Source organism: Streptomyces sp. NPDC007856, from assembly GCF_042868225.1.
In the GTDB taxonomy this organism is placed as follows: domain Bacteria; phylum Actinomycetota; class Actinomycetes; order Streptomycetales; family Streptomycetaceae; genus Streptomyces.
The window spans coordinates 83,095-110,006 of record NZ_JBIAEC010000020.1; the positions used below are offsets into that span (position 1 = coordinate 83,095).

The following is a 26,912-nucleotide window of genomic DNA, read 5'->3' on the forward strand; positions in this document are numbered from 1 at the left end:
GCACCTTAACGACCTACGGCTGGTCCTTACCCACCCGGTCCGAGGTCTCCTCCTCGACCTCGGCCATCGCCGGGTCCAGGAGCCGGGACAGGAAGTGGCGGGTGCGTTCGTGCTGCGGGTCGCCGATGACCTGGTCGGGGGTGCCGTCCTCGACGATCACGCCGCCGTCCATGAAGACGACCCGGTCGGCGACCTCGCGGGCGAAGCTCATCTCGTGGGTGACGACCATCATCGTCATGCCCTCGCGGGCGAGCATGCGCATGACGGCGAGGACATCGCCGACCAGTTCCGGGTCGAGGGCGGACGTCGGCTCGTCGAAGAGCATGACCTCCGGGCCCATCGCCAGCGCCCGGGCGATCGCCACGCGCTGCTGCTGGCCGCCGGAGAGGGAGGAGGGGTAGGCCTCCGCCTTCTCGGCCAGGCCGACCCGGGCGAGGTTCTCGGCGGCGATCCTCACGGCCGTCGCCTTGTCCCGCCTGAGGACCCTGCGCTGGGGCAGCGTGAGGTTCTCGGTGACGCTGAGGTGCGGGAAGAGGTTGAACTGCTGGAAGACCATGCCGATGCGGCGGCGTACGGCGTCGATGTCGACGTCCGGGTCGGTGAGTTCGGTGCCGCCGACGAAGACCTGGCCCTTGGTGGGCTCCTCCAGCAGGTTCACACAGCGCAGGAGGGTCGACTTGCCGGAGCCGGAGGGGCCGATGACGCAGACGACCTCGCCCCGGCCGATCTCCAGGTCGATGCCGCGCAGGACGTGGTTGTCACCGAAGGACTTGTGCAGGTCCTGGACGCGGATCTCGGGGCGGGTCACTTGATCTCCTTCTGGGCCTTGGCCTCCAGACGGCGGGCGACGAAGCCGAGCGGGATGGTGACCAGCAGATAGCACAGGCCCGCGACCAGGATCGGCGTGGAGTTGGCGGTGGTGCTCGCCAGGTCCCGGCCGTACTTGGACAGCTCGCGCTCCTCCAGGGTCACGCCCAGCAGCAGCACCAGGGAGGAGTCCTTGAAGAGCATGATCAGCTCGTTGGTGAGGGGCGGGAGGATGATCCGGAAAGCCTGCGGGATGATGATGGAGATCATCGCGCGGGCGGGCGAGAAGCCCAGCGAACGCGCCGCCTCCGTCTGCCCCTTGGGCACCGCCTGGATGCCGGCGCGGAACGTCTCCGCGATGTAGGCGGCACCGATGAGTCCGAGGCCGAGCGCGCCCTTGCCGTAGGTGCCGCCGGGGATCTCCGTGCCCGGGAAGGCCAGCGGGACGGCCACCGCGATGAAGACGAAGATCAGCAGGGCGGGCAGGCCGCGGAAGATCTCGATGTAGATGCCGGCCACCCAGCGGTACGGCCCCACGGAGGACAGCCGCATCAGCGCGATGACCAGGCCGAGCACCAGTCCGAGGACGAAGCCGGACACCGTGTACAGGACAGTGTTCTTCAGCGCCAGCGTGATGACGTCCGGCCACATCTGCTTCGCGATGCCGCCCTGCGCGAACTGGTTCTGCAGCCGGCCCCAGTCCGCCGTGACCGCGATGGCGATCACGGCGGCGACGAAGACGGCGTACTGGACGCCGCGCGACAGCCGGCGCTTCTGGCGTCGCGTCAGCCCCTGCTTCTTCGGCTGGAGTTGTACGTCCGCGTCGGTCATGAGGCGGCGGGAGAGGCCACGGAGGCGTGGTACGGGCCGATCCACTGCTCGTAGAGCTTCTTGTAGGTGCCGTCGGCCTTGGCGTCCTTCAGTGCCTTGTCGATGGCCTCGCGCAGCGCCGTGTTGCCCTTCTTGACCGTGAAGCCGTACTGCTCGCCGGTCTTGAGGTTGTCGACGACCTTGAACTTGTCCGCGTTGGCCTTGTCCTTCAGCCAGCCCTGGACGACCGGGTAGTCGATGACGACGGCCTGGACCTGGCCGGTGCGCAGGCCGTTGAGGACCGCGTCGGACGATTCGAAGGAGATCGGGTCGTAGCCCTTGCCCTTGACGTAGTCCTCGCCGGTGGTCTGCGCCTGGGCGCCGAGCTTCCTGCCCTTGGTCTTGACGTCGGCGAGCGAGGTGATGCCGCTGTTCTTGGCGACGAGGACGGCCTGGGTGGCCTCGAAGTACGGGTCGGAGAAGTCGACGTTCTTCTTGCGCTCGGGCGTGATCGTCATGCCGGCGGCGGCCAGGTCGCACTGGCCGGAGTTCAGGAAGGCGCCGGTCTTGAAGTTCTCGAACGGCGTGTCGACGATCTGCTGCTTGACGCCGAGGTTCTTGGCGACGAGGTCGATGAGGGAGACGTCGAAGCCCTGCACCTTGCCGTTGATCTCCGACTGGAACGGCGGGTACGGCAGGTGGGTGCAGGTGGTCAGCTGACCGGCCTTGACGACGTGGACGCCCTTGACGGTGGCACCGCCGCTCCCCCCGCTCGAGGAGCAGCCGGCCACGACGAGGACCAGCCCGGCGGTCGCGGTGGTGGCAGCCAGGAGGCGGGTCCGGCGTCCGAGGAGCGTTTTCATGGGGGAATCTTCTCTGTGGGGGAACTGTGGGTTCCGATTATAAGGAAGAGTTTGAGTCTCTCAAACCAAACCGATGGTCAGGGGGTGGTTGGACCTAAGATCGGTGGAGTTGCCCCCGCTGGCGGTGTACGACCTCTCCGTTCCCTTCCACACGGCGGTCACCGCAGGCCGGATCCGGGAGGCGTTCGCCGTGCACCCGGAGATCGACTTCGTGTCGCTGGTGCACGCGGAGGCGGCGACCGGGAACACCGACCCGGTCGCGGAGATCGGCGAGGCGATGCGGGCCCAGGGCGCGCTGTTCTGCCTGGACGCGGTCGCCACCGCGGGCGCGGAGCCGGTGCTGCCGGACGCGCCGCGGCGCTCCTGTCTGTCCCTGCTGGACTGGAAGGAGCGCTGGACCGACGCGGGCCGCAAGGTGCTGCCGCACGCTCCGGCGCAGTTGGAGATGCCGACGCTGGAGGCATGCCTGGAGCGGATCGAGTCGGTGGGGCTCGATGCGGTGATGGCCGGCACCGGAGCGCCGCGCCGGCCACGCGGGCCGGTGCGGTGGCCCTGGGCGGGGGCCTTGAGCCGTATGTGTACGAGGAGAAGGACGCGGCGCCGGTGGCCACCACGCTTCGGGTGCCGTCGGGCATGCTCGCCGCGGAGTTGGTGACGCACGCCCTGGCCGACGACCCGACACTGCCGATCGCCGCAGGCGGTGGGGCGCTGGCCGAGGAGATGATCCGGGTCGACCATTACGGTGCGGATGCCTCGCCGGAGACGGTGCAGAGGTGCCTGGCGGCGCTCGGGACGGCGCTCGGAATCTGACGCCGGGCCCTGGGAGCTCCGGCCCCCTGCGTGTCGCTCCCCCACGTCGATGTCAGTGGCCCGTGCCATCCTCCCCGTATGACCATGCCGCAGACGCCTCAGACCCCGCACACCCTCCCCGACGGCCGGCCCGTCCCCCCGATGACCGGGTCCGAGCGCGCCATGCTGGAGGGCTGGCTGGACTTTCACCGGGCCACGCTGGAGCTGAAGTGCCGGGGGCTGGACGACGCGCAGGTGCGGCAGGCCTCCGCCGAGCCTTCGTCGTTGACGCTGCTCGGGCTCGTGCAGCACCTCGCCGAAGTCGAACGGAACTGGTTCCAGCGGGTGCTGGCCGGGCTGGACGTGCCGCCGGTGTTCGGGGAGGAGACGGGGTACGCCCTCGATCCGGGGCGGGGACTGGAGGCGGCCCTGGGCGTGTGGCGGCGGGAGATCGCGCGCGGCCGGGAGCTGCTCGCCGGGCGGGACCTGGCGGACACCGGGCGGATCGTCGACGAGCCGATGACGGGCGTCGAGGTCAGTGTGCGCTGGGTGCTGATCCACCTCATCGAGGAGTACGCCCGACACAACGGGCATGCCGACATTCTGCGTGAACGAATCGACGGGGTCACCGGAGCCTGAATTCAATTTAGTTTCACAATTCCCGCCACTTTTCCGGGTGGCAGCTTCCCGTCTTCTTCTGCCCGCTTTTTGCAAGACTAAACAGGGAAGTTTCCCAGCGATTATTTGACGGTTTCCACCATGTGACACACTCCACAGTGCGGTAACTTTGTCCCCATTTGATGCGGGTCAATTCCGGCATTTCACCATGCCCTCGCTGCGGCCCAGCAACCACGCCCGTGCATTTCCTAATTCACCTCGCTAAATTCGTGCCGCATGACTGCCGCACCCGCAGACCTGCTCATCGACCAGCCGGCGGTGACTGACGGAGCCGCGCTCTGGCGTCTCGCCAAGGACTCGAAAACCCTCGACCTGAACTCGTCGTACAGCTATCTGCTGTGGTGCCGGGACTTCGCCGGCACCTCGGCGGTGGCGCGCGGTGCGGACGGGGAACCGGTCGGTTTCGTCACCGGCTATGTGCGGCCGGAGCACCCCCGCACCCTGCTCGTCTGGCAGGTGGCCGTCGACTCCGGCCACCGGGGCCTCGGCATCGCGGCCGCACTGCTGGACGGGCTGACCGCGCGCCTGGTCGCCGAGCGCGGCGTCACCGACGTGGAGACCACCATCACCCCGGGCAACACCGCCTCGGAGCGGCTGTTCACCTCGTTCGCCGCCCGGCACGGCGCGCGCCTGGAGCGTGCGGTGCTGTTCCCCGCCGAGCTTTTCCCGGACGGCCCGCACGACCCCGAAGTCCTCTACCGCATCCGCCCGTTGACCGACATCACCGCCCACTGAGGAGCGATTCACCGTGACCATCACCCAGCCCGACCTCAGCGTCTTCGAGACACTCGAGTCCGAGGTGCGCAGCTACTGCCGCGGCTGGCCCACGGTCTTCGACCGCGCGCAGGGCAGCCGGATGTTCGACGAGGACGGTCATGCCTACCTCGACTTCTTCGCCGGTGCCGGCTCACTCAACTACGGCCACAACAACCCCGTGCTCAAACGGGCGTTGATCGACTATCTGTCCCGGGACGGGGTGACCCACGGGCTGGACATGTCGACCACGGCCAAGCGGTCCTTCCTGCAGACCTTCCAGGATCTGGTGCTGCGCCCGCGCGATCTGCCGTACAAGGTCATGTTCCCGGGGCCGACCGGCACCAACGCCGTGGAGTCGGCGCTGAAGCTGGCCCGCAAGGTGAAGTCGCGCGAGGCGATCGTGTCGTTCACCAACGCCTTCCACGGGATGTCGCTGGGCTCGCTCGCGGTCACCGGCAACGCCTTCAAGCGGGCCGGCGCGGGCATTCCGCTGGTGCACGGCACGCCGATGCCGTTCGACAACTACTTCGACGGCACGGTCCCGGACTTCCTGTGGTTCGAGCGGCTGCTGGAGGACCAGGGCTCCGGGCTCAACAAGCCCGCCGCGGTGATCGTGGAGACCGTGCAGGGCGAGGGCGGCATCAATGTGGCCCGGCCCGAATGGCTGCGCGCGCTCAAGGAGTTGTGCGAGCGGCAGGACATGCTGCTGATCGTCGACGACATCCAGATGGGGTGCGGGCGGACTGGTGCCTTCTTCTCGTTCGAGGAGGCGGGGATCACGCCCGACATCGTCACCGTCTCCAAGTCCATCAGCGGCTACGGGCTGCCGATGTCGCTGTGCCTGTTCAAGCCGGAGCTGGACGTCTGGGAGCCGGGCGAGCACAACGGCACCTTCCGGGGCAACAACCCCGCTTTCGTCACCGCCACCGCGGCGCTGGAGACGTACTGGACCGACGGCTCGGCCATGGAGAAGCAGACCCGCGCCCGTGGCGAGCAGGTCGAGCAGGCACTGATCGCCATCACCGAGGAGAACCTCGCCGACGTGAAGGAGTACCGCGGGCGCGGGCTGGTGTGGGGCATGGAGTTCCACGACAAGGACCGGGCCTCGCGGATCGCGCGGCGGGCCTTCGAGCTCGGGCTGCTCATCGAGACGTCCGGCCCGCAGGGCGAGGTCGTCAAGCTGCTGCCCGCCCTCACCATCACCCCCGACGAACTGGACGAGGGGCTGAGCATCCTGGCCCGCGCCGTCCGCGAGACCGTCTGACCCACCCTCTGATCAACCGAGAGAGAACACCACCGTGATCGTCCGATCGTTCAAGGACATCGAAGGCACCGACCGGCACGTCAAGTCGAAGTCCGGCACCTGGGAGAGCAAGCGGATCGTCCTCGCCAAGGAGCGGGTCGGCTTCTCCCTGCACGAGACCATTCTGTACGCCGGCACCGAGACGTCGATGTGGTACGCCAACCACATCGAGGCCGTCGTCTGCACCCGGGGCGAGGCCGAACTCACCGACCACGAGGCCGGGACGACGTACACCATCACGCCCGGCACCATGTACCTCCTCGACGGGCACGAGCGGCACACGCTGCGCGTCAAGGAGGACTTCCACTGCATCTGCGTGTTCAATCCGCCGGTGACCGGACGGGAGGACCACGACGAGAACGGCGTCTACCCGCTGCTCACCGAGCCCGAGGAGGTGTGAGAACCCATGACCACTGCCCCCGTGAAGGATCTCTACCCGACCCGTGGCGCCACCGAGGTGACCGTCCCGCGTCAGGACCCGGTCGTCTGGGGCTCCCCGGACACCCCCGGCCCGATCACCGCGACCGAGCTGCAGGGGTACGAGCGTGACGGCTTCCTCGCCATCGACCAGCTGATCGGCCCGGACGAGGTCGAGGTCTACAAGCGCGAGCTGGACCGGCTGGTCACCGACCCGGCGATCCGCGCCGACGAGCGCTCCATCGTGGAGCCGAAGTCCAAGGAGATCCGCTCGGTCTTCGAGGTGCACAAGATCAGCGAGGTGTTCGCGAACCTGGTGCGCGACCCGCGCGTGGTCGGGCGAGCCCGGCAGATCCTCGGCTCGGACGTGTACGTCCACCAGTCCCGGATCAACGTCAAGCCCGGCTTCGGCGCGAGCGGCTTCTACTGGCACTCGGACTTCGAGACCTGGCACGCCGAGGACGGGCTGCCGAACATGCGCACGGTGTCCGTCTCGATCGCGCTGACCGAGAACTTCGACACCAACGGCGGCCTGATGATCATGCCGGGCTCGCACCGGACGTTCCTGGGCTGCGCCGGCGCCACGCCCGAGGACAACTACAAGAAGTCGCTGCAGATGCAGGACGCGGGCACGCCCTCGGACGAGGCGCTGACCGCGCTGGCCGGCGAGCACGGCATCCGGCTGTTCACCGGCAAGGCCGGCTCGGCGACCTGGTTCGACTGCAACTGCATGCACGGCTCGGGCGACAACATCACCCCGTTCCCGCGCAGCAACGTGTTCATCGTGTTCAACAGCGTGGACAACGCGGCCGTCGAGCCGTTCGCGGCTCCGGTGCGCCGGCCCACGTTCATCGGAGCAAGGGATTTCACTCCCGTCCGGTGAGCGGAGATCGGCCGGGGGTCCGGGGGTTGCCCCCGGAGAATGCAGCATCGGAGCAAGGGATTTCACTCCCGTCCGGTGAGCGGAGATCGCCCGGGGGTCCGGGGGTTGCCCCCCGGAGAATGCAGCATCGGGGCGCGGGACTTCACGCCGGTGAAGTAGTCGCCGGACGTACGGCTCCGGGCCGGGGCCTCCTCGTGTGGGACGGGGGGCTCCGGCCCGGTCATGCCGTCAGCCGGACAGCACGTCCAGCAGGCGGTCCACGTCCGCTTCCGTGTTGTAGAGGTGGAAGGACGCCCGCAGATTGCCGGCGCGGTTGGAGACCTCGATGCCCGCGCGACTCAACTCCGGCTGGCGGGCGCCCAGTCCGGGCACGGAGACGATGGCCGACCCCGGAGCGGGCAGCGGCTCGTGGCCGAGCGAGGCGAGTCCGGTGCGGAACCGGTCGGCCAGCGCCAGGTCGTGCGCCTGTACGGCGGCCACACCCAGCTCCTCGATCAGGGCCAGCGACCGCGCTACCCCGGTGTAGGTGAACAGGGCCGGGCTGACGTCGAAGCGCCGTGCGGAGTGGGCGAGTTCGGTCACCGGGCCGTAGCAGCTGTTCCACGGTTCCTCGGCCGCGACCCAGCCCGCCAGCAGCGGGGACAGCCCGCCGAAGTCCTCGGGGACGACGAGGAAGGCCGCCCCGTGCGGGCCCAGCAGCCACTTGAAGGTCGTCGCGACGGTGAAGTCGTGGGCGTCGGCGTCCATCGACAGCCAGCCGGCGGCCTGGGAGAAGTCGACGTAGGTGCGCGCACCGTGGGCCCGGGTCGCCTCGCGCAGGGCGGGCAGGTCGGCGATCCGGCCGTCGGCGGACTGGGCGGCGCTGACCGCGACCAGGGCGGTGCCCGGACGGACCGACTCGGCGAGCCGTTCCAGCGGCACCGCGCGCACCTTGAGGTCGCCGCGCGCGTGGAACGGGTTCAGCACGGAGGTGAAGTCGTCCTCGGCGGTGAGCACTTCGGCGCCCGCGGGCAGCGAGGCGGCGATCAGGCCGGTCTGGGCGGAGACCGAAGGGCCCGCCGCCACCCGGGTGACCGGCACTGCGGCCAGCCGGGCGAACGCGGCCCGGGCGACCTCGACGTCGTCGAACAGCGGATCCAGCGGCCGGCCCTCGGCCCGGATGGCCACCGCCTCGTGCAGCGCGGCGACCGTGCGGGCCGGGAGCAGGCCGCTGCTCGCGGTGTTCAGGTAGGTGTTCTTGGGGGCGAACTCGGCGCGGACGAGGCTGTCGAACGTCTCCCTGTTCTTCATGGGTCCACTCTGTGGCCCCGTGAAGTCCCCGTCCATTGCGAATTTTTGCGTGGATCCCCTCAGGACTTCTTATACGTCCGCCCCGACCTGCGGTTTCAGCCCCGCTGCGGCACCGCGCACCCGTCCGGCCCACAGGCTGCCCCGTCCGCCTGGTCTCCCTGCTCGACCAGCTTCAGCGGGGAGCGCCCGCCCCAGGCCTGGCTGAGCGCCTGGGTGAAGACCTCGGCGGGCTGGGCGCCGGAGACGCCGTACTTCCGGTCCAGGACGAAGAAGGGCACGCCGGTCGCGCCGAGCTCGGCGGCCTCGCGCTCGTCGGCACGGACCTCGCCGGCGTAGCGGGACGGGTCGGCGAGCACCTCGCGGACGGCCTCGGCGTCGAGACCGGACTCCACGGCCAGCTCGACGAGCCGCTCGTCGCCCTCGGTGAAGACGGACCGCTCCTCGGCGAAGTTCGCCCGGTAGAGGATCTGGATCAGCTCGTCCTGCCTGCCCTGCTCCTTGGCGAAGTGCAGCAGACGGTGCATGTCGAAGGTGTTGCCGTGGTCGCGGCCCCGGGTGCGGTAGTCCAGGCCCTCGGCCGCGGCCTGGGCGCCGAGGTTGTCCTCGCCCGCCTGGGCCTGCGCCTCGGTCATGCCGTACTTCCTGGTCAGCATGGTGATCACCGGCTGGACGTCGCCCTTGGCGCGGCCCGGGTCCAGCTCGAAGGAACGGTGTACGACCTCGACGTCCTCGCGGTGCGGGAAGGCAGCGAGCGCCTTCTCGAAGCGGGCCTTGCCCACATAGCACCAGGGGCAGGCGATGTCGCTCCAGATCTCGACGCGCATGTCTTCGGCTCTCTCCAGGTCGTACGGGCGCGGAGGCTCTCTCCCGCCGGTACGTGAACGTTCAAGCAGCCCGGTTCATTCCCGGGGCACGGAGAGGCGCAGGAAGAGGTGGTGGTCGCCCTCGGCCGGCGGGTTCTCCGGGTCCGGGACCCAGCCCTGGCGGGCGTAGAAGGCCTGGGCGCGCCGGTTGTCGGCGTGCACGTCGAGTACGGCCGTGCGCCTGCCGTCCGCCTGCCACTCCTCCACGCAGGCCGCGTGCAGGGCCGTACCGATGCCGGAGCGCCAGTGCTCGGGGTCGACATGGAACTGGAACAGCTTGACCGTGTCCGCGCGGGCGCCGTCCGGGGTGCGGAAGGAGGCGATGCCGATGATCGCTCCGTCTTCCACCACGCACAGCACATGACCGTCGGGCCGCTCGACGGCGCCGCGCCAGGCGGCGGTCCAGTCGATGCCGTCGTCCGGGAGGCCGTCCGGGTAGTACGTCGCGCGGGCCCGGTGGTGCAGCGCGGCGATCTTCTCCGCCTCGGCGGGCAGAGCGGTACGGATGACGCGGGTCCCTGTCACACGGTCACTGATCATGCAGTACAGGACGCGGCCGTCCGCTGCCCGGTTCCGAGACCCACCGCACGTGAGCGGGCCGTTCAGGTGCCGTCTCGCAGGTCGCTCGGCCAGGAGTTCCTGAACTCCAGGTGGTCGTACGTCACCACGCAGCCCTCCCCCAGCGGCGACTGGGTCATGAAGCCGACCAGCGCGTCACCGGTCTCCTTCTCGTCGCCGAGGGTGAACAGCCGGACGAAGGTCCAGTGCGCGCCGTCCCGGGAGGCGTGGAAGGCGAAGGCCCGCCCGGTCCTGCTGACCCGCAGCCACACCGAACTCCCTTCCACGGTGAAGGAGTTGGCGTCGTCCGAGTGTCCCCGGGTGACCACCGTGCAGACGGTGGGCACGTCCGGGGAGTACTCCAGGCAGAGCTTGGCCCAGGCCCGTTCGCCCACGTGGACGTAGAGCACGCCCGCGTCGAAGGACGCGTTGAACCCCACCGTGACCCGCGCGATCAACTGGAAGTCGCCTTCCGGTGCGCCCAGCAGCCGGGGCGCGTCGGAAGCGGGGTCCAGGGCTTCCCCGGTGGGGGTGACGAACCGGTCCTGCCGGGGGCCGGCCCAGCCGGTGAGCACGCCGTCCTCGTACGACCAGTGCCCGTCGGGGCCGTATGTGCGCAGCAGGAAGGGGAGTTCGGGGAGTTCCACGTCCATGGTCCGATTGTCTCAGGCGTCCCGACGCAAGCTTCGAAGGCCCGGGTCCGCGCTAGGTCCTGTCGTCAAACTCCCGCCGTCCGCCCGGAGGGCGGGCCTCGCGGCGTCAGGTGCGTGCTCTGGGGGTCCCCCCGGCCGAAGGCTTGGGGAGTGCCGGGCCCTGGCCCTCGTACTGGGCGTACTTGGGCCCGGGCCCGGTGCGGCGAGTGGGGGTGCCCCCTTTGGGGGAGCGTGCATGGCGTCGCGGGGCTGGGGGCACCGCCCGGCCGAAGGCTGGGGGAGGGAGTTTGACGACAGGGCCTAGCGCTCCAGGACCCCGTTGAACCGCCGGGGAAGCCCCAGCGGGTTCTCGTCCCGCAACTCGGCGGGCAGCAGGGCCGACGGCGCGTTCTGGTAGGCGACCGGCCGCAGCCACCGCTCGATGGCCGTACCGCCCACGGAGGTGGAGGTGGAGGTCGTCGCGGGGTAGGGCCCGCCGTGATGCTGGGCCGGCGCCACCGCGACCCCCGTCGGCCATGCGTTGACCACGACGCGCCCGGCCAGCGGGGTCAGCTCGGCGAGGAGCTCCGCACCCCGCCCCTGACCGGCAGCCTCCTCGGCGGACAGCTGCACCGTCGCCGTCAGGTTGCCCGGCAGCCGGGACAGCACCGCCGCCGCCTCCCCCTCGTCCTCGTAGCGGACCACCACGGTGACCGGCCCGAAGCACTCCTCCAGGAGCCGGTCGTAGGCCCCCTCCTCGACCAGCCTGCTCGCCGGCACCGTGAGGAACCCGGCGCTGACCGTGTGCTCGCCGCCCGCGCCCGGGGTGACCGGGGAGTCCACCTCGGGGAGCTGGGCGCGCTCGGCCACCCCGGCGATGAAGTTGTCCCGCATCCGGGGGTCGAGCAGCACGCCGGCCTCGGTGTTGCTCACCGCTGCCGTCAGGGCCTTGACCAGGCCGTCGCCCGCCGCGCCGGACGGCACGAGCACCAGGCCGGGCTTGACGCAGAACTGCCCGACCCCCAGCGTCATCGACCCGGCGAGCCCGGTGCCGATCTCCTCGGCGCGCTCGGCCGTGGCGGCCTCGGTCACCAGGACCGGGTTCAGCGAGCCCAGCTCACCGTGGAACGGGATCGGCACGGGCCGGGCGGCGGCCGCGTCGAAGAGGGCGCGCCCGCCCCGCACCGAGCCGGTGAAGCCGGCCGCGGCGACCAGGGGGTGCTTGATCAGTTCGACGCCCGCCTCGAAGCCGTGCACCAGGCCGATGGCGCCCTCGGGGATGCCGTGCTCGGCGGCGGCCCGGCGCAGCACCTTGGCGACCAGCTCGGACAGGGCCGGGTGGTCGGGGTGGGCCTTGACCACGACCGGGCAGCCCGCGGCGAGCGCGCTCGCGGTGTCGCCGCCGGCGACGGAGAAGGCGAAGGGGAAGTTGGAGGCGGAGTAGACGGCGACGACACCGAGCGACACCTTGTAGCGGCGCAGGTCCGGGACGGGTGGGGTCGCGGTGTCGTCGGGGTGGTTGATGACGACGTCGAGGAAGGCGCCCTCGTCGACGATGTCGGCGAAGGCCCGCAGCTGGTAGCTGGTGCGGGCGAGTTCGCCGGTCAGCCGGACCGGGCCGAGCGCGGTCTCGGCGTCGGCGGTCTCGACCAGGCCGTCCCTGGCCGCGTCCAGACCCGCGGCGGCCGAGCGCAGGAAGGCGGAGCGCACCGCACGGTCGGCGAGGGCGCCGCGCGCGGCGTGGGCCGCGCGGACCGCCGTGTCCACCTCCTGGGCTGTGGCCTCCACCGCAACCTGTTCACGCTGCTTCCCGGTACGCGGGTCGACACTCCAGACTGGTGCTGCTGCCACCGCGGGTCCCTCCAGTAAGGCCGCAAGAACTAGGGTCACCCATCAGCCGCGTTCGATATACTGAACACTGTCTCTGATGATGAATGTGCTGCTCGGAGACTATTTCCCGGCGATTGAAGGGGTCAAGGGCGATGTCGGCTGGCGAGACAGGCGGGGCCCAGGTCAAGTCCGCGGTGCGGACCGTTGAATTGCTCGAGTACTTCGCCGGCAAGCCCGGCATGCACTCCCTCGCGGCCGTGCAGGAGGCCGTGGGTTACCCCAAGTCCAGCCTGTACATGCTGCTGCGCACACTCGTGGAGCTGGGCTGGGTGGAGACCGACGCGACGGGCACGCGGTACGGCATCGGAGTGCGGGCGCTGCTGGTCGGCACGTCGTACATCGACGGCGACGAGGTGGTGGCCGCCGCCCGGCCGACCCTGGACCGGCTCTCCGACGACACCACGGAGACCATCCACCTGGCGCGGCTCGACGGCACCAACGTCGTCTATCTGGCCACCCGCCAGTCCCAGCACTATCTGCGCCCCTTCACCCGGGTCGGACGCCGGCTGCCGGCCCACTCCACCTCCCTCGGCAAGGCGATCCTCGCCACGTACACCGACGAACAGGTGCGCAAGCTGCTGCCGGAGACGCTGCCCGCGCTCACCGAGAACACCATCACCGACCGGGAGAAGCTCATCGAGGAGCTGCACCAGGTGCGGGAGCAGGGCTTCGCGGTCGACCGCGAGGAGAACACCCTCGGCCTGCGCTGCTTCGGCGTGGCGATCCCCTACCGCACCCCGGCCCGGGACGCCATCAGCTGCTCGGTGCCGGTGGCCCGGCTGACCCCCGCCCACGAGCAGATGATCAGGGACGCGCTGTTCGACGCCCGCGACCGGCTGACGCTGGCGACCCGCAGGCTCTGAGCGCGGGCGGTCGTGTGCCCGCTGCCCCGCTGTCGTAGGGTCGGCTCCCATGGAGATCGCGCTGCGGCCCGTCGAGGACAGTGACCTGCCGGTGTTCCACCGGCAGATGACCGACCCGGAGGCCGTCCGGATGGCCGCGTTCGGCCCGGAGAACCCGTACGACCACGAGGCCTTCGCGGCCTACTGGCAGCGCGTGCGCGACTCCGCCCACGTGCTGCGCACGGTCCTGGCCGACGGCGAGGTGGCCGGTAACGCGGCGGTCTACGGAGTGGCCGGCGAGCGCGAGGTGACGTACTGGATCGACCGCGCCCACTGGGGCCGCGGTGTGGCGACGGCCGCGCTGCGGGCCCTGCTCGCCGAGGTGCCCGAACGGCCGCTGTACGCGCGGGCGGCGGCCGACAACGCCGCGTCGCTGCGCGTGCTGGAGAAGTGCGGCTTCCGCGAGACGGCCCGGGCCCAGGGGTACGCGAACGGGCGCGGGAAGGAGATCGAGGAGGTCGTGCTCGTCCTGCAGGGCTGAGCGCCTCCCCCATGCGGCGGAGACGGATCGTCGGGCCGCAGGAGGTGAACTCCCCGCTCCGCGCGGGAGCGTTGAGCCATGACGATCTCAACAGCCCCTGTTCCCGCCGGTGTCTCCGCCCGGCGGCGCGCGCTCCGGCTCGTCGCCATCGCCGCCTGCCTGCCGTATCTCTCCCTCAAGCTCGCCTGGATCGCCGGGAGTCACCTCGGCATCCCGGACGGCAGTCCGCTGCTGGAGCACCGGCTGACCATGGCGCTCATCAACGGCCTCACGGTGCTGATGGACGCGACCGTGGTCGTGCTGGCGCTGCTGCTGACACGCCCGTGGGGGCGGCGGGTGTCCGCCTGGCTGCTCGCGGTGCCGATGTGGCTCGCCGTGGGACTCCTCGCGCCCATCATGGTGGGCTTCCCCCTGCAGCTGGTCCTGCACGGCGGCGAAGGCGGCCACAGCGACGGTAGACCCTTCCTGGCCGACTGGGTCTTCAGCGTGGTCTACAGCGGGTTCATCGTGCAGGGACTGGCTCTGGGCACGCTGTTCGCCGGGTACGCCCGTGAGCGCTGGGGGCATCTGTGGCGGGGGCGGGTCGGGGAACTGCCGGCCGGGAGCAGGCCGGCGAAGGCACAGCGGCGGACGGCCGTGACGGCGGCTCTCGTCGCGCTGTTCCCGGGCGCGGTTCGGCTGTTGTGCGCCTGTGGGGCGGCGGACCTGGACCGCGGCGGCCATCGGTCCATGCAGTGCGTCTACGTCCTCTTCCTCACCGCGGCCGTCACCGGTGCCTGGCAGCTCGCCTTCCGCAGGGGCCGCGGGCTGCCGGTCGCCGTACCCCTGACGCTGGCCTGGACCGGTTCCGGGGCGGTGGCCTGCTGGGCCGGATGGGTGTGGCTGGCGGTGCTGGTGTCGGGTGACAGGCCGACAGCGCTGACCGATCTCACCTACGCTGGGCAGATGGTCAGCGGCTTCCTCGTGGCGAGCGTCATCGCCCGCTTCCTCAGGGACCGGCCCGTCAAGGCGCCACGGTGACAGGAGTGTTGCAGCCGCTGTTCGGCGGCCGGGCGCGGCGCCGGTGGATCCATCTGATCCTCGGCGGCGCGCTCGCCATGCCGTACGTCCTCGTCGGCTCGGTGATCGTCGGCCTGCTCACCGGTGTGGACGACGTCTTCCGGTCCCTGCCCCTCCAACTGGACTCGTTCGCGGTCGGGTTGCCGATCGCCGCCGTCACCTCGCCGTTCCCGCTGACCCGGCCGCTGGAATCGGCGGCGGTACGAGCCCTGTGCGGGATCGACGCGGACCTGCTGGCCCACGGCCCGGCCCGGACGCGGGCCGAACGGGGCCGCACGGCCATCTGGTTCACGCTGCACCTCGGCCTCGGCGGGATCATCGCCGGGATGTCGCTGGCCTTCCCGCCGTTCGCGGCGACATTGATCGTCCTACCCGTGCTCGCCGGGCTGGGCCACTCCCCGCTCGCTCCCGAACTCATCGGCACCCCCTGGGCTTTGGCGCTGTCACCGGTCGCCGGCCTGGCCATGCTGCTCACGCTCGCCGCGTGCGCCGCCGGCTGCGGGGCCCTGCTGGCCCGCTGGGCGCCCGCGCTGCTCGGGCCCACCCCTCAGGACCGGCTGGCCGCCGCCGAGGCCCGCGCCGCCGACCTCGCCGTACGCAACCGGCTGGCCCGTGAGCTGCACGACTCCGTCGGCCACGCCCTGAGCGCCGTCACCCTCCAGGCGAGCGCGGCCCGCCGGCTCCTCGACACCGACCCGGAGTTCGTCCGCGAGGCGCTCGCCGCCATCGAGGAGACCACCCGGCGCACGGTTGGCGAACTGGACGCCGTACTGGGCGTGTTGCGTGAGGGCGACGCGCCCGGCACCGCGCCCGCGCCGACCCTGGAGACCGACCTTGACGGGCTGCTGCGCCGGACCCGGGCCGCCGGGCAACCCGTGACGGCCACCGTCGGCACGGATCCCGCCGCACTGCCGCCGCTGGTCTCCCGCGAGGCGTACCGGATCGTGCAGGAGGGCCTGAGCAACGCGCTGAAGCACGCCGGCACGGCGGTCGCCGTCCGGATCGCCACCGCCGCCGGGCACCTGGAGATCACCGTCGAGAACCCGCTGGGCGACGTCCCGGCTCCCCGCCCCGGCGGCGGCCACGGTCTGCGCGGCATCGCCGACCGGGTGCGGCTGCTCGGCGGCACGGCTCAGGCGGGGCCGTCGGGAGACGTCTGGCGCCTGTCCGTACGACTGCCGTTGAAGGCTGCCTGATACCGCGGCGTGACCGCTGAAAGGACTCGTATGCCCCAGTCCGCGATCCGGATCGTCCTCGCCGACGACGAGCGCATGGTCCGCACCGCCCTGCGTGCCATCCTCTCCGTCGAGCCCGATGTGGAGGTGGTCGGTGAGGCGGCGACCGGTGCCGAGGCCGTGTCCGTCGTCCGGGAGCTGCGGCCCGATGTCGTCCTCATGGACGTCCGCATGCCTCAGATCGACGGCATCCGGGCCACCGAACAGATCCTCGCCACGCTCGACGAGCCGCCCCGGGTCGTGGTCGTCACCACCTTCGAGAACGACTCCTACGTGTACGACGCGCTGCGCGCCGGAGCTTGTGGGTTCCTGCTCAAGCGGGCGGACGCCGACGCCCTGGTGCAGGCGGTACGGCTGGTCGCGCGCACCGACAGCCTGCTGTTCCCGTCGGCCGTCCGGGCCCTCGCGGCCGAGCACGCCCGTACGGCGCCCGCGCCGCCGGCGTGGGTGAGCAAGCTCACCGGACGTGAGAGCGAGGTGCTGCGGCACCTGGCCGCCGGACTGACCAACGCCGAGATCGCCCGGCGCATGGACGTCGGCCCCGCCACCGTGAAGTCGCACGTCGCGGCGGTGCTGGCGAAGACGGGCACCCGGGACCGCACCCAGGCGGTGATCGCCGCGTACGAGGCCGGTTTCCTGAGCACAGGATGAGAAAACGGGGCGTACGGGAACGATCGGCCCCCTCTCGATCGTCTTCGGAGCGGGATGAACAAGACGATCAGGCGGGCATCCGTCTTCGCGCTGCTGCTCGTGCTCGTTCTGCTGGTCAGGGCGACCTGGGTGCAGTTCTACGACGGCAAGGCCCTCGCGGACGACAACGACAACCGGCGGAACGCGATCCGGACGTACTCGCGGCCGCTCGGGAACATCATCGTGGCCGGAAACGCGATCACCGGCTCCACCCGGACCAAGGGGAGCGACCTCGTATACAAGCGGACGTACACGGACGGCAGGCTCTACGCAGCGGTGACGGGCTACGCCTCGCAGGCCTATGCCCCCACCCAGCTGGAGGGCGTCTACAAGGACCTGCTCAACGGCACGGACGACCGGCTGAAGAACGTGCTGGACACGCTCACCGGCAAGCGCGCCGACCCGGGCAACGTGCTCACCACGCTCGACCCGGACGTGCAGAAGGCGGCCTACCGCGCGCTCGGCGACACGAAGGGCGGCGCGGTCGCGATCGACCCGAAGACCGGCAAGATCCTCGCGGCGGTGTCCACGCCGTCGTACGACCCCTCCTCGCTCACCGACGCCAACACGGCCGGCACCGCCTGGAAGCAGCTCAACGCCGACAAGGACAAGCCGCTCACCAACCGCGCGCTGCGCCAGCCGCTGCCGCCGGGATCGACGTTCAAGCTGGTCGTGGCGGCGGCCGCATTGGAGGACGGGCTGTACAAGAACGTGGACGATCCGACCGACAGCCCCGCCCCGTACACCCCGCCCGGCACGACGCACGTGCTGGAGAACGAGAACAAGTCGGCGCCGTGCGGGAACGCCTCGATCCGCGTCGCCCTGCAGTACTCCTGCAACAACGTCTTCGGCCACATGGCCGTCCAGCTGGGCCAGGACAAGGTGAAGGCCATGGCCGAGAAGTTCGGCTTCAACGACGACAAGCAGGACGTGCCGGTGCGGGCCTACGCCAGCGGGTACCCCTCCGGCATGGACCAGGCGCAGACCGCGCTGTCCGGTATCGGCCAGTTCGATGTCACCGCGACCCCGCTGCAGATGGCCATGGTGTCCGCAGCCATAGCCAACGGCGGCAAGCTGGTGTCGCCGCATATGGTGTCGCAGATCACCGACAGCGGCGGTGAGGTGTTGCAGAACTACGACGGCAGCGCGGACACCAAGCAGATCGTCAGCTCCTCCACCGCCGAGCAGCTCCAGTCGGCGATGGAGACGGTGGTCAAGGACGGCACCGGGACGAACGCCCTGATCGACGGCGCCACGGTCGGCGGCAAGACCGGCACCGCCCAGCACGGCGAGAACAACAGCAAGACGCCGTACGCCTGGTTCACGTCCTTCGCCAAGTCCGACACCAACGGCAAGGAAGTGGCTGTCGCCGTGATGGTGGAGCAGTCGGACGCGGCTCGGTCGGAAGTGAGCGGCAACGGTCTGGCGGCGCCGGTGGCGAAGGCGATGATGCAGGCGGCGTTGAAGTGAGGCTCCCCGTGAGGAGCGTGCCTCACTTCACCCCGAGAACCTGCTCGATCGGATCGATCGCGAAGTACACGAGGAACAGCGCCGACACGGCCCACAACAGCCAGTTGACCTCTCTCGCCCGGCCCAGCACGGACTTGATCACCACGTAGGACACGAACCCCGCGCCGATCCCGTCGGTGATGGAGTACGTGAACGGCATCGCCGCGATGGTGAGGAACGCCGGGATGGCGATCTCGTACCGGTCCCAGTCGATGTGCTTGACGTGGGTCATCATCAGGAAGCCCACCGCGATCAGCGCGGGCGCCGCCGCCTGGAGCGGGACGATGGTGAGCAGCGGGGTGAGGAAGAGGGCGAGGCCGAACAGGCCCCCGGTGACGAGGTTGGCGAGGCCGGTGCGGGCGCCCTCGCCGACGCCGGCCGCGGACTCGATGTAGGCGGTGTTGGAGGAGGCGGAGCCGATGCCGCCGACGGCGGCCGCGGCGCCGTCGATGAACAGCACCCGGCCGATGCCGGGCACCTGCCCCTTCTCGTCCAGCAGTCCGGCCTCCGCGCTGATGCCGACGATCGTGCCCATGGCGTCGAAGAAGTCGGACAGGATCAGGGTGAAGACCAGCAGGACGGCGGTGAGGACGCCGGCCTTGGCGAAGCCGCCGAACAGGCTGAAGTGACCGATGAGCCCGAAGTCCGGTGCGGCCACGATCTTGTCGGGGACCTTGGGCGTGGTCAGGCCCCAGCTCTTGATGTCGGCGACGGCGTTGACGATGATCGCGACGACGGTCATCGTGACGATGCTGATGAGGATCGCGCCCTTCACCTTCCGGGCGAGCAGGGCGATGGTCAGCAGCACACCGAGGCAGAAGACGAGCACGGGCCAGCCGGTCAGGCGTCCGACGGCGCCCAGTTGCACGGGCACGGTGGTGTGCGCGGCGTCCGGGATGCGGCTGACGAACCCGGCGTCCACGAGGCCGATGAAGGCGATGAACAGGCCGATGCCGACGCCGATGGCCTGCTTCAGCTGCTGCGGGATCGCGTTCATGATGGCCTCCCGCAGTCCGGTGAGGACCAGCAGACAGATGATCAGGCCCTCCAGGACCACCAGGCCCATCGCGTCCGGCCAGCTCATCAGCGGGGCCAGTTGGAAGGCGACGACGGCGTTCAGGCCGAGGCCGGCGGCGATGGCGAGCGGGAGGTTGCCGCCGACCCCCATGACGATGGTCATCACACACGCCACCAGCGCGGTGGCGGTGACGAGTTGCCCGGTGTCGAGTGTGTGCCCGAACTTGTCCTTGGCGCTGCCCAGGATGATCGGATTCAGGACAAGGATGTAGGCCATGGTGAAGAACGTGGCGAAACCGCCGCGTATCTCCCGGCTGAGGGTGGATCCCCGCTCGGAGATCCTGAAGTACCGGTCCACTGACATGGTCCCACTCCTCATCATCTGATGATCGGCTTGCGGATGCTGGCTGGATTGTTCCCCCGTTCAACCTGTTTCAGGTTTTCCCTGTGTTACGGAATCTGGTTCGGTGGACCATACGTTGTCCGACTCCCCGTACGGTCACTCGCCGAGCCGCACCGAGAAGAGGTCACCCGTGGGCACAGTCGTCGACGACGCCGCCTCCGTGGAGTTCCATGCCTTCTTCGACCGGCACTACGCCGAACTCTCCCGCCTCGCCTCCCTGTTGACCGGTGAGCCGGACGCCGCCGACGATCTGGCGGCGGACGCGCTGCTCGCGCTGTGGCACCGCTGGGACCGGGTGCGCGCGGCCGACCACCCGGTGGCGTACGCGCGGGGCGTGGTCGCCAACCTGGCCCGCACCCGGATCCGCAGCGCGGTGCGCGAGCGCCGGCGGATCGCGGTGTTCTGGTCGCACAGCGAGGAGAAGACCCAGAACCCGGACGTCGCCGGGGTGGTGGACGTGCAGGAGGCGCTGCGCAGACTGCCGTTCCGCAAACGGGCGTGTGTGGTGCTCCGGCACGCGTTCGACCTCTCGGAGAAGGACACCGCGCTGGCGCTCGGGGTCTCGGTGGGTACGGTGAAGAGCCAGACGTCCAAGGGCATGGCCGAACTCCAGCGACTGCTCGGCCCGCAGGGCGATACGCGGCGGGTGCACGCAGCGATGGCGGCCCGGGGCTCCGCGAGCGGAGGAAGGAACCGATGAGGCGGCAGGACGTGCACGACGAGCTGCGCGCCCGGCTGCACGAGGCGGCCGAGGCTCACGCACCCGACCGCGCACGCATCCTGGCCCGCGTGGAGCGCGGCATGGCCGCGCAGTCCCGCCCCTTCGGCCACCGGGCCACGCATCCGCCGGTGTTCGGCTGGCTGCGGGTGGCCGGCGCGACGGCGGCGGTCGCCGGGGTCCTCGCCGTCGGCGGGTATGCGGTGGCCTCCGCGGTCCGCACCGACCAGCCGGCCCGGCAGACGGCCGCGGTCTCCCCCACGCCGGGTTCCGCACCGGAGGTGACCGGGCGTCCACCGGAGCATTCCGCCCGTCCGGTGCCGGGCCCGGGCACCCCGCGCCCGTCCCGCACCCCGGGCATCACGCCGTCCCGGACACCGACGGCCTCCCAGCAACCGCCCGTGGCGCACGGCGAGCAGAGCGGTCCCCTGCGGTCGGACGGCTCGGTGGACCCGCACAGCAACGACTTCTGGGCGCAGAGCGATCTGACGCTGAAGACGTCGAAGCAACTCTGCTCGCTAACGGTGGTGTTGAAGGTCGCACAGACCGGTGGGGTGTTTTCGACGGGGGCGTGGCGCTCGCTGCCGGAGGGCGACTTCACGCAGACGGTCGAGGAGCAGGCCGGGCTCGTCGTCTACACGTGGCGACTCAAGGAGGGCCGTACGGTGCCCGCGGGGCAGTGGGTGTTCGCGGGGCAGTACGACCATGCGCGGGGCGGGCGCGACGCGAAGGGCGACAGCTACACGATCACGGGTGCCGCCGAGGGGCGTGTGTACTCGGTGACCGGTGGATTTGCCGCGCTCTCGTGAAAACAGCCGAACGGACTACGCGCTTCCGGCCGGCCCCCGCCACGGCACGGTGCTGCCGGTGACGGGGGCCGGGTACGAACGGCTGCTCAGGACGTACGGCTGACGCTCAGCCGACGAAGTACGTCGGGTTCGGCAGCTTGTACGTGCGGTCGGCGTAGCCGCCGTCGAGGTCCGAGTACTGGTCGCCGAAGTTGGCGATGATCTCGTACCCCAGGTCGTCCTCGATGTGCTTGCGCGTCCCGGACTTGTACTGCACGGTCGTGCAGTTCCAGGCGGTCGGGGTGGCGCAGTCGCTCAGGTAGGCGGGCGGGTTGGCCTTGTCCTTGAGGAACATGTGGTCGGCGTCGAGGTTCACATCGGCGCCGACCTTCTTCAGGTTCGCGACCGCGGCGGCGCGCTGGGCCTCGCTCAGGCCGGAGTTGTAGAAGACCTCGACGCCCTTGGACTCGGCGTACTGCACCAGCTCGGGGCTGCCGAAGACGGCCGGGCGGTCGGCGCGGTTCACGTAGTCGTTCCACGTGGCGGGGTTGTACGTGTAGTTGTAGCGCTTCTCGTAGTCGAGGCTGAGCAGCAGCGTGTCGTCGATGTCGAACATGACGGCCGGCTTCTCGCCGTGGCGGTGCGCCTTGCGGGCCGCCTTGTCGATGTAGCGCTCGGCGTCGGCGTCGATGCCGGCCAGGTCCTGGGCGTACGGGCTGTCCGGGGACGCCTGATAGACGCCGTTGCTGTCGGCGTGGGTGCCGTAGTAGGTGTCGATGTCCTTCACCAACTGCCCGATGTTGTAGGGCTCGTGGGTGGAGTTCGCCGTCGACTGACCGGCGGTGGCCACGCCCGCGCCGTACAGCGCGACACCGGCGAGCGCACAGGCGGCACCGGCGGCGACGACTCTGTGGGACTTCCGCATGGATTCTCCGGATCTGGTGGATGAGAGTGATGTACCAGGTCGGAGTATGTCTACGCGCATAACACCCCAGCGTGCGAGGCCTGTTATCCGATCGATAGGTTCAGTTGTCGCGGACACATCAGTTCGTCGTCGCGCCGATCGTCGCGCTCCCCGGGTTTTACACCGTCACAGGGGTGTGATCCGGAACCGGGTGAAGCCGGCCGCCCCCGCGTGTCCCGGTCCATCGGACGCGACGGCGAACAGGCCGAGCAGGGCGCCCACCCAGCGCCAGGGGGTGGCCGTGAAGACCGGCCCGGACGGCTACGGGCCGTCCCCGACGTCGTACGAGAACCGGCAGCGCGCCCCGGCGCCGACCTCGATCCGCAGCCGGGCCCGTCTCTCGGGCGTGCGGCAGGGCACACCCGTCGGCGACCGCCTCCGCGAACCGGTGCACGAGCCGGACCGTCCCGTCGGCGGCCCGCTCCAGACCGATCCAGCAGAACGCGTCCCCGAGCACCACGAGCCCGTCCCACGCCCCCGGTACGCCACCGTGGTCAGGGCGGAGGCGTAGCCGAAGTTGTGGGCGTAGACACTGGTGTTGGCGATGTAGAGGGGCAGGGTCGTGGTCTGCCCTGCCGGGCCGCCGCCCGTCAGGGTGTAGAGCAGGTCGACGTTGTTGAACTCCTACACCGCCCGCAGCATTGTGGACAGGACGATCGCGTCCTTCAGATGGGGCAGTGATGTGCCAGAACTGCTTGACCCGGCCGGCCCCGTCGAGAGATCGGCGACGACCGCCGCCGGGAAGACGGCCGAGGCGTCCGAGAGCCGGCTGGTGCCGCACGACCCGATCCCCGCATCGGCGTGTAACGGGTGATGCCCGTCTGGGAGTTGTAGAGCAGCACCCAGATCGCGGAGGTCAGCACGCCGGAGACGGTCCACGGGGAGAAGACCAGGGCGCGGCTCAGCGCCAGACCGAACAGCAGCTGCAGGCCGACCTCGGCCACGACCCACTTGGCGCCGAAGGTCAGCGTGTCCCGGAACTGGGGGACGTGGGCGAAGATCTGCGTGAAGTTGCCTGGGCCCGCGAAACCGTTCCGCCACGGCTTGGTCGGGTTGTAGTTCTGCAGGCTGTAGTAGAAGACGCTGAGCACCGGGTAGGCGATGAAGCCTCAGCAGGGCCGCCGGTTTCGCCACGGCTGCGGCTTGGGCCATGACTGTTCTCCGTTCGCAGTGGGGCGGTTACAGCTCGTACAGGAAGCGCTTGCCGCATACGCATGGGTGAAGCGCTTCACCTCTCTCGATGCGTGGGTCAGCCGGCGTACGGGTCCGGCACCTGGCCCGGCCGGGCCAGGAACTCGAAGTCGCAGCCGGTGTCGGCCTGGGTGATCTGGCCGTTGTAGAGGACGCCGTAGCCGCGCTCGTAACGGGCGGGCGGCGGCGTCCACGCGGCGCGCCTGCGCTCCAGTTCCGCGTCGTCCACGTGGAGACGGAGGCTGCGGGCCTCGACGTCCAGGGTGATGAGGTCCCCGGTCCGCACGAGCGCCAGCGGGCCGCCGATGTACGACTCCGGAGCCACGTGCAGCACACAGGCGCCGTAACTCGTGCCGCTCATCCGGGCGTCGGAGATCCGGACCATGTCCCGCACGCCCTGCTTCAGCAGGTGGTCGGGGATGGGGAGCATGCCGTACTCGGGCATGCCCGGGCCGCCCTTGGGACCTGCGCCCCGCAGCACCAGCACGCTGTCGGCGGTGATGCCGAGCGCCGGGTCGTTGATGGTGCGCTGCATGGTCCTGTAGTCGTCGAAGACGACCGCAGGGCCGGTGTGCTTGAGCAGGCGGGGCTCGGCCGCGATGTGCTTGATCACCGCGCCGTCCGGGCAGAGGTTGCCGCGCAGGACCGCGACGCCGCCCTCGCTCGCGACCGGGTTGTCGCGGGGGCGGATGACGTCGTCGTGGTGCACCTGGGCGCCCCGCAACTGCTCGCGCAGGGTGTCGTACGACACCGTCGGCCGGTCCAGGTGGAGCAGGTCGGTGATGCGGGAGAGGAAGCCGGGCAGGCCGCCCGCGAAGTGGAAGTCCTCCATCAGGTACTTCCGGCCGCCGGGGCGGACGTTGGCGAGGACGGGCACGGTCCGGGCGATGCGGTCGAAGTCGTCGAGGGTGAGCTTCACGCCGGCCCGGCCCGCCATGGCGATCAGATGGATCACGGCGTTGGTGGAGCCGCCGAGTCCGAGCACCGTCGTGACCGCGTCCTCGAACGCCTCACGTGTGAGGATCCGCGACAGCCTCCGGTCGTTGCGTACCAGCTCCACGGCCGTCATCCCGGCCTTGGCGGCCATCCGCTCGTGTCCGGAGTCGACGGCGGGAATGCTCGACGCGCCCGGCACGGTCACACCGAGGGCCTCGGCGGCGGCGGTCAGCGTGGACGCCGTACCCATGGTCATGCAGTGCCCCGGGGAGCGCGCGAGCCCGCTTTCCAGCTCGGTCATCTCGCAGTCGCCGATCAGGCCGGCCCGCTTGTCGTCCCAGTACTTCCACATGTCCGTACCGGACCCGAGCACCTCGCCCCGCCAGTGCCCCGGCAGCATGGGCCCGGCGGGCACGAAGACGGCGGGCAGATCGGCGCTGGCCGCACCCATCAGCAGCGCGGGCGTGGACTTGTCGCACCCGCCCATCAGGACGGCCCCGTCGACCGGGTAGGACCGCAGCAGTTCCTCGGTCTCCATCGCCAGCAGGTTCCGGTAGAGCATCGGCGTCGGCTTCTGGAAGGTCTCGCTCAGCGTCGAGACCGGGAACTCCAGCGGAAACCCGCCGGCCTGCCACACCCCCCGCTTCACCGCCTGGGCGCGGTCCCGCAGATGCGCATGGCACGGGTTGATGTCCGACCACGTGTTGAGCACGGCGATCACGGGCTTGCCCAGGTGCTCCTCGGACAGGTACCCGAGCTGCCGGGTCCGGGCCCGATGACTGAACGACCGCAGTCCGTCGGTTCCGTACCACTGATGGCTTCTCAGTTCCTCGGGCTTCCTGCGGGGCGCGTTCACATGGACCACCCCTCGGCGATGGCGGCGACCTCGGCGCGCTCGTCCTCGGGCAGCGGCCTGCTCGGCGGGCGGACGTCGCGGCGGCACAGGCCGAGCGCGGCGAGGGCTTCCTTGACGACCGTGACGTTGTTGGCGGAGGCGTGGGCGGCGCGGAGTTCCTCGAAACGGCGGATCTGCTCCCAGATCTTCATGGCGGCCGGATAGTCGCCGGATCGAAGCGCTTCCATCATGTTCAGCGAAACGGACGGGGCGACGTTCACGAGCCCGGAGGTGAAGCCGGTGGCGCCCGCGGAGAAGTAGGAGGGGGCGTACGGCTCGGCGAGGCCGGCGACCCAGACGAACCGGTCGAGGCCCGCGTCCCGGGCGAAGGCGGCGAACTTGGCGGCGTCCGGGACGGCGTACTTCACGCCGATGACGTTCGGGCAGTGGTCGGCGAGTTCGGCGAGCCGGGCGCCGGGCAACTGCGCGTTGCGGATGTACGGCACCACGCCCAGCTCGGGCACGGCCTCGGCGATGGCCCGGTGGTAGTCGACCCAGCCTGCCGCGGAGACGTACGGGTGGACGGGCTGGTGGACCATGACCATCCCGGCTCCGAGGTCGCGGGCGTGGCGGGCGGAGGCGACGGCGGTGGGCAGGTCGTGGCCGACGCCGACGAGGACCGCAGCGCGGTCGCCGGTCTCCTCGACGGTCGACTCGGTGACCAAGCGGCGCTCTTCGGGGGTGAGGGCGTAGAACTCGCCGGTGTTGCCGTTCGGGGTGAGGGTGCGGATCCCGCCGTCGAGCAGGCGACGCAGCAGGGCCCGGTGGGTGCCGGCGTCGACGGAGCCGTCCGCGGCGAAGGGGGTCACCGGGATGGCCACCACGTCGGCCAGGGCCGCCCGTTGGGGCTCGAACGTCACGCTGCTCATGAACGACCTTCCTCTGCGGGGAACGCGCGCCGGACGAAGGAGGCGATGTGGGCGTGCAGGGCGGCGGCCGCGCCGTCGGCGTCGCCGCCCAGCGCGATCCGGAGGATCTCCCGGTGCTCGGCGGCCTCCCGCTCCCAGGAGGGGTCGGCGGCCCAGGCGACGGCGGAGACCAGCGCGGCCTGGTCGCGGACCTCGTCCAGCATCCGGCCGAGCAGCGGATTGCCGCACGGCAGATAGAGGGCGCGGTGGAACTCCCGGTTGGCGAGCGACCGTTCGGCGGTGTCGTGGGCGGCGTCGGCCCGGTTCAGCGCGTCGCGCGCGGCGTCCAGGGAGGCACCTCGCCGGACGGCTCTGCGCAGCGCCTCCGGCTCCAGCAGCAGCCGCACGTCGTAGACCTCGCGTGCCATGTCCGCGTCCACCATGCGCACCGTGACGCCCTTGTACTGGCTCATCACGACGAGCCCGGTCCCGGCGAGCGTCTTCAGCGCCTCCCGCACCGGGGTCTTCGACACCCCGTACTGCGCGGCCAGCTCCGTCTCGACCAGAGCCTGACCTGGCGTCAGCTGACCGGTCAGGATGCGGTGTTTGATCGCGTCCAGCACGTACTGCGTGCGGGACGGGATCGGGGTGGGCACAGAGGTCATGCGGCCCTCTCGGATCTCACATATCGCGTCTCATATATGACGTACGAAGTACGACGCGTTGAAGGTAGGAGG

The 26,912-nt window shown here is 70.5% G+C and carries 26 protein-coding genes and 3 pseudogenes; 14 read left to right on the forward strand and 15 right to left on the reverse strand.

Features of this window, described 5'->3' with window-relative positions:
* Positions 1–13: 13 nt before the first annotated feature.
* From ACFYOH_RS36595 to ACFYOH_RS36605, 3 genes are read right to left on the reverse strand one after another with little or no spacing between them, the layout of a single operon-like run.
* A complete protein-coding gene (locus ACFYOH_RS36595; protein WP_388634919.1) occupies positions 14–808 on the reverse strand; it encodes an amino acid ABC transporter ATP-binding protein in 795 nt (264 codons plus the stop codon).
* Positions 805–1,638: an amino acid ABC transporter permease gene (locus ACFYOH_RS36600; RefSeq protein WP_388634921.1), complete on the reverse strand. Its 834-nt coding sequence runs from the start codon at positions 1,636–1,638 to the stop codon at positions 805–807. The genes ACFYOH_RS36595 and ACFYOH_RS36600 overlap by 4 nt, the downstream gene beginning before the upstream one ends.
* Positions 1,635–2,480 carry a transporter substrate-binding domain-containing protein gene (locus tag ACFYOH_RS36605; RefSeq protein ID WP_388634923.1) on the reverse strand — a complete coding sequence of 282 codons (846 nt, stop codon included), beginning with the start codon at positions 2,478–2,480 and terminating at the stop codon, positions 1,635–1,637. Before ACFYOH_RS36605 ends, ACFYOH_RS36600 begins: the two co-directional genes overlap by 4 nt.
* 124 nt (positions 2,481–2,604) lie before the next feature.
* Between ACFYOH_RS36605 and ACFYOH_RS36610 the strand changes: the two are divergent.
* The 6 genes and pseudogenes from ACFYOH_RS36610 to thpD form a co-directional block, all read left to right on the forward strand.
* A pseudogene (locus ACFYOH_RS36610) lies at positions 2,605–3,290 on the forward strand (aminotransferase class V-fold PLP-dependent enzyme); the annotation flags it as partial.
* Between the two features lie 78 nt (positions 3,291–3,368).
* Positions 3,369–3,908, forward strand: a complete 540-nt coding sequence (locus tag ACFYOH_RS36615; protein WP_388634925.1) for a DinB family protein — start codon at positions 3,369–3,371, stop codon at positions 3,906–3,908.
* Between the two features lie 255 nt (positions 3,909–4,163).
* The gene (gene ectA / locus ACFYOH_RS36620) at positions 4,164–4,682 is read left to right on the forward strand and encodes a diaminobutyrate acetyltransferase (RefSeq protein ID WP_388634926.1); all 519 of its coding nucleotides are present in this window, start codon (positions 4,164–4,166) and stop codon (positions 4,680–4,682) included.
* A gap of 13 nt (positions 4,683–4,695) precedes the next feature.
* Positions 4,696–5,967: a diaminobutyrate--2-oxoglutarate transaminase gene (gene ectB, locus ACFYOH_RS36625; RefSeq protein ID WP_388634928.1), complete on the forward strand. Its 1,272-nt coding sequence runs from the start codon at positions 4,696–4,698 to the stop codon at positions 5,965–5,967.
* Between the two features lie 34 nt (positions 5,968–6,001).
* Positions 6,002–6,406, forward strand: coding sequence for an ectoine synthase (locus ACFYOH_RS36630; protein WP_388634930.1), 405 nt, complete (start codon positions 6,002–6,004; stop codon positions 6,404–6,406).
* A 6-nt stretch (positions 6,407–6,412) separates the two neighbouring features.
* The gene (gene thpD / locus ACFYOH_RS36635) at positions 6,413–7,306 is read left to right on the forward strand and encodes an ectoine hydroxylase (RefSeq protein WP_388634932.1); all 894 of its coding nucleotides are present in this window, start codon (positions 6,413–6,415) and stop codon (positions 7,304–7,306) included.
* Between the two features lie 228 nt (positions 7,307–7,534).
* Here the strand turns inward: thpD and ACFYOH_RS36640 are convergent, their stop codons facing one another.
* The 5 genes from ACFYOH_RS36640 to ACFYOH_RS36660 form a co-directional block, all read right to left on the reverse strand.
* Positions 7,535–8,596, reverse strand: a complete 1,062-nt coding sequence (locus ACFYOH_RS36640) for an aminotransferase class V-fold PLP-dependent enzyme (RefSeq protein ID WP_388634934.1) — start codon at positions 8,594–8,596, stop codon at positions 7,535–7,537.
* A 95-nt stretch (positions 8,597–8,691) separates the two neighbouring features.
* Positions 8,692–9,420: a DsbA family oxidoreductase gene (locus ACFYOH_RS36645; RefSeq protein WP_388634936.1), complete on the reverse strand. Its 729-nt coding sequence runs from the start codon at positions 9,418–9,420 to the stop codon at positions 8,692–8,694.
* Between the two features lie 75 nt (positions 9,421–9,495).
* On the reverse strand, positions 9,496–9,999 hold the full coding sequence (locus ACFYOH_RS36650) for a GNAT family N-acetyltransferase (protein WP_388634938.1): 504 nt from the start codon (positions 9,997–9,999) through the stop codon (positions 9,496–9,498).
* 62 nt (positions 10,000–10,061) lie between these two features.
* Positions 10,062–10,670, reverse strand: coding sequence for a DUF1349 domain-containing protein (locus ACFYOH_RS36655; RefSeq protein ID WP_388634940.1), 609 nt, complete (start codon positions 10,668–10,670; stop codon positions 10,062–10,064).
* Positions 10,671–10,970: 300 nt separating this feature from the next.
* Complete coding sequence (locus ACFYOH_RS36660) at positions 10,971–12,500, reverse strand: aldehyde dehydrogenase (NADP(+)) (protein WP_388634942.1); 1,530 nt, start codon at positions 12,498–12,500, stop codon at positions 10,971–10,973.
* Between the two features lie 131 nt (positions 12,501–12,631).
* Here ACFYOH_RS36660 and ACFYOH_RS36665 point away from each other — a divergent pair, with 131 nt between their 5' ends.
* The 6 genes from ACFYOH_RS36665 (at position 12,632) to ACFYOH_RS36690 (ending at position 18,376) form a co-directional block, all read left to right on the forward strand.
* Complete coding sequence (locus ACFYOH_RS36665; RefSeq protein WP_365722126.1) at positions 12,632–13,402, forward strand: IclR family transcriptional regulator; 771 nt, start codon at positions 12,632–12,634, stop codon at positions 13,400–13,402.
* Positions 13,403–13,451: 49 nt separating this feature from the next.
* Entirely contained in the window at positions 13,452–13,922 is a 471-nt protein-coding gene (locus ACFYOH_RS36670; protein WP_388634944.1) for a GNAT family N-acetyltransferase, read from the forward strand.
* A 78-nt stretch (positions 13,923–14,000) separates the two neighbouring features.
* The gene (locus ACFYOH_RS36675) at positions 14,001–14,942 is read left to right on the forward strand and encodes a hypothetical protein (RefSeq protein ID WP_388634946.1); all 942 of its coding nucleotides are present in this window, start codon (positions 14,001–14,003) and stop codon (positions 14,940–14,942) included.
* Positions 14,939–16,177 carry a sensor histidine kinase gene (locus tag ACFYOH_RS36680; RefSeq protein WP_388634948.1) on the forward strand — a complete coding sequence of 413 codons (1,239 nt, stop codon included), beginning with the start codon at positions 14,939–14,941 and terminating at the stop codon, positions 16,175–16,177. Before ACFYOH_RS36675 ends, ACFYOH_RS36680 begins: the two co-directional genes overlap by 4 nt.
* Before the next feature lie 30 nt (positions 16,178–16,207).
* Complete coding sequence (locus ACFYOH_RS36685) at positions 16,208–16,867, forward strand: response regulator (protein ID WP_388634950.1); 660 nt, start codon at positions 16,208–16,210, stop codon at positions 16,865–16,867.
* A 54-nt stretch (positions 16,868–16,921) separates the two neighbouring features.
* On the forward strand, positions 16,922–18,376 hold the full coding sequence (locus tag ACFYOH_RS36690) for a peptidoglycan D,D-transpeptidase FtsI family protein (RefSeq protein WP_388634952.1): 1,455 nt from the start codon (positions 16,922–16,924) through the stop codon (positions 18,374–18,376).
* 22 nt (positions 18,377–18,398) lie between these two features.
* Here the strand turns inward: ACFYOH_RS36690 and ACFYOH_RS36695 are convergent, their stop codons facing one another.
* Entirely contained in the window at positions 18,399–19,796 is a 1,398-nt protein-coding gene (locus ACFYOH_RS36695; protein WP_388634954.1) for an NCS2 family permease, read from the reverse strand.
* A gap of 169 nt (positions 19,797–19,965) precedes the next feature.
* On the opposite strand from ACFYOH_RS36695, the gene ACFYOH_RS36700 reads away from it, so the two are divergent.
* Positions 19,966–20,535 carry a SigE family RNA polymerase sigma factor gene (locus tag ACFYOH_RS36700; RefSeq protein WP_388634956.1) on the forward strand — a complete coding sequence of 190 codons (570 nt, stop codon included), beginning with the start codon at positions 19,966–19,968 and terminating at the stop codon, positions 20,533–20,535.
* Positions 20,532–21,362, forward strand: coding sequence for a hypothetical protein (locus tag ACFYOH_RS36705; protein ID WP_388634958.1), 831 nt, complete (start codon positions 20,532–20,534; stop codon positions 21,360–21,362). Before ACFYOH_RS36700 ends, ACFYOH_RS36705 begins: the two co-directional genes overlap by 4 nt.
* A 106-nt stretch (positions 21,363–21,468) precedes the next feature.
* On the opposite strand, the gene ACFYOH_RS36710 is transcribed toward ACFYOH_RS36705, so the two are convergent.
* The 6 genes and pseudogenes from ACFYOH_RS36710 to ACFYOH_RS36735 form a co-directional block, all read right to left on the reverse strand.
* Positions 21,469–22,266, reverse strand: a complete 798-nt coding sequence (locus ACFYOH_RS36710) for an HAD family acid phosphatase (protein ID WP_388634960.1) — start codon at positions 22,264–22,266, stop codon at positions 21,469–21,471.
* A 165-nt stretch (positions 22,267–22,431) separates the two neighbouring features.
* Positions 22,432–22,798: pseudogene (locus tag ACFYOH_RS36715) on the reverse strand (glycoside hydrolase); the annotation flags it as partial.
* Positions 22,786–23,414, reverse strand: a pseudogene (locus ACFYOH_RS36720) (carbohydrate ABC transporter permease); the annotation flags it as partial. The pseudogenes ACFYOH_RS36720 and ACFYOH_RS36715, both read right to left, overlap by 13 nt.
* A 140-nt stretch (positions 23,415–23,554) precedes the next feature.
* On the reverse strand, positions 23,555–25,288 hold the full coding sequence (araD, locus tag ACFYOH_RS36725) for an L-arabinonate dehydratase (protein WP_388634962.1): 1,734 nt from the start codon (positions 25,286–25,288) through the stop codon (positions 23,555–23,557).
* Positions 25,285–26,196: a dihydrodipicolinate synthase family protein gene (locus tag ACFYOH_RS36730; RefSeq protein ID WP_388634964.1), complete on the reverse strand. Its 912-nt coding sequence runs from the start codon at positions 26,194–26,196 to the stop codon at positions 25,285–25,287. The genes araD and ACFYOH_RS36730 overlap by 4 nt, the downstream gene beginning before the upstream one ends.
* On the reverse strand, positions 26,193–26,840 hold the full coding sequence (locus tag ACFYOH_RS36735; protein WP_388634966.1) for a GntR family transcriptional regulator: 648 nt from the start codon (positions 26,838–26,840) through the stop codon (positions 26,193–26,195). Before ACFYOH_RS36735 ends, ACFYOH_RS36730 begins: the two co-directional genes overlap by 4 nt.
* Positions 26,841–26,912: the final 72 nt, after the last annotated feature.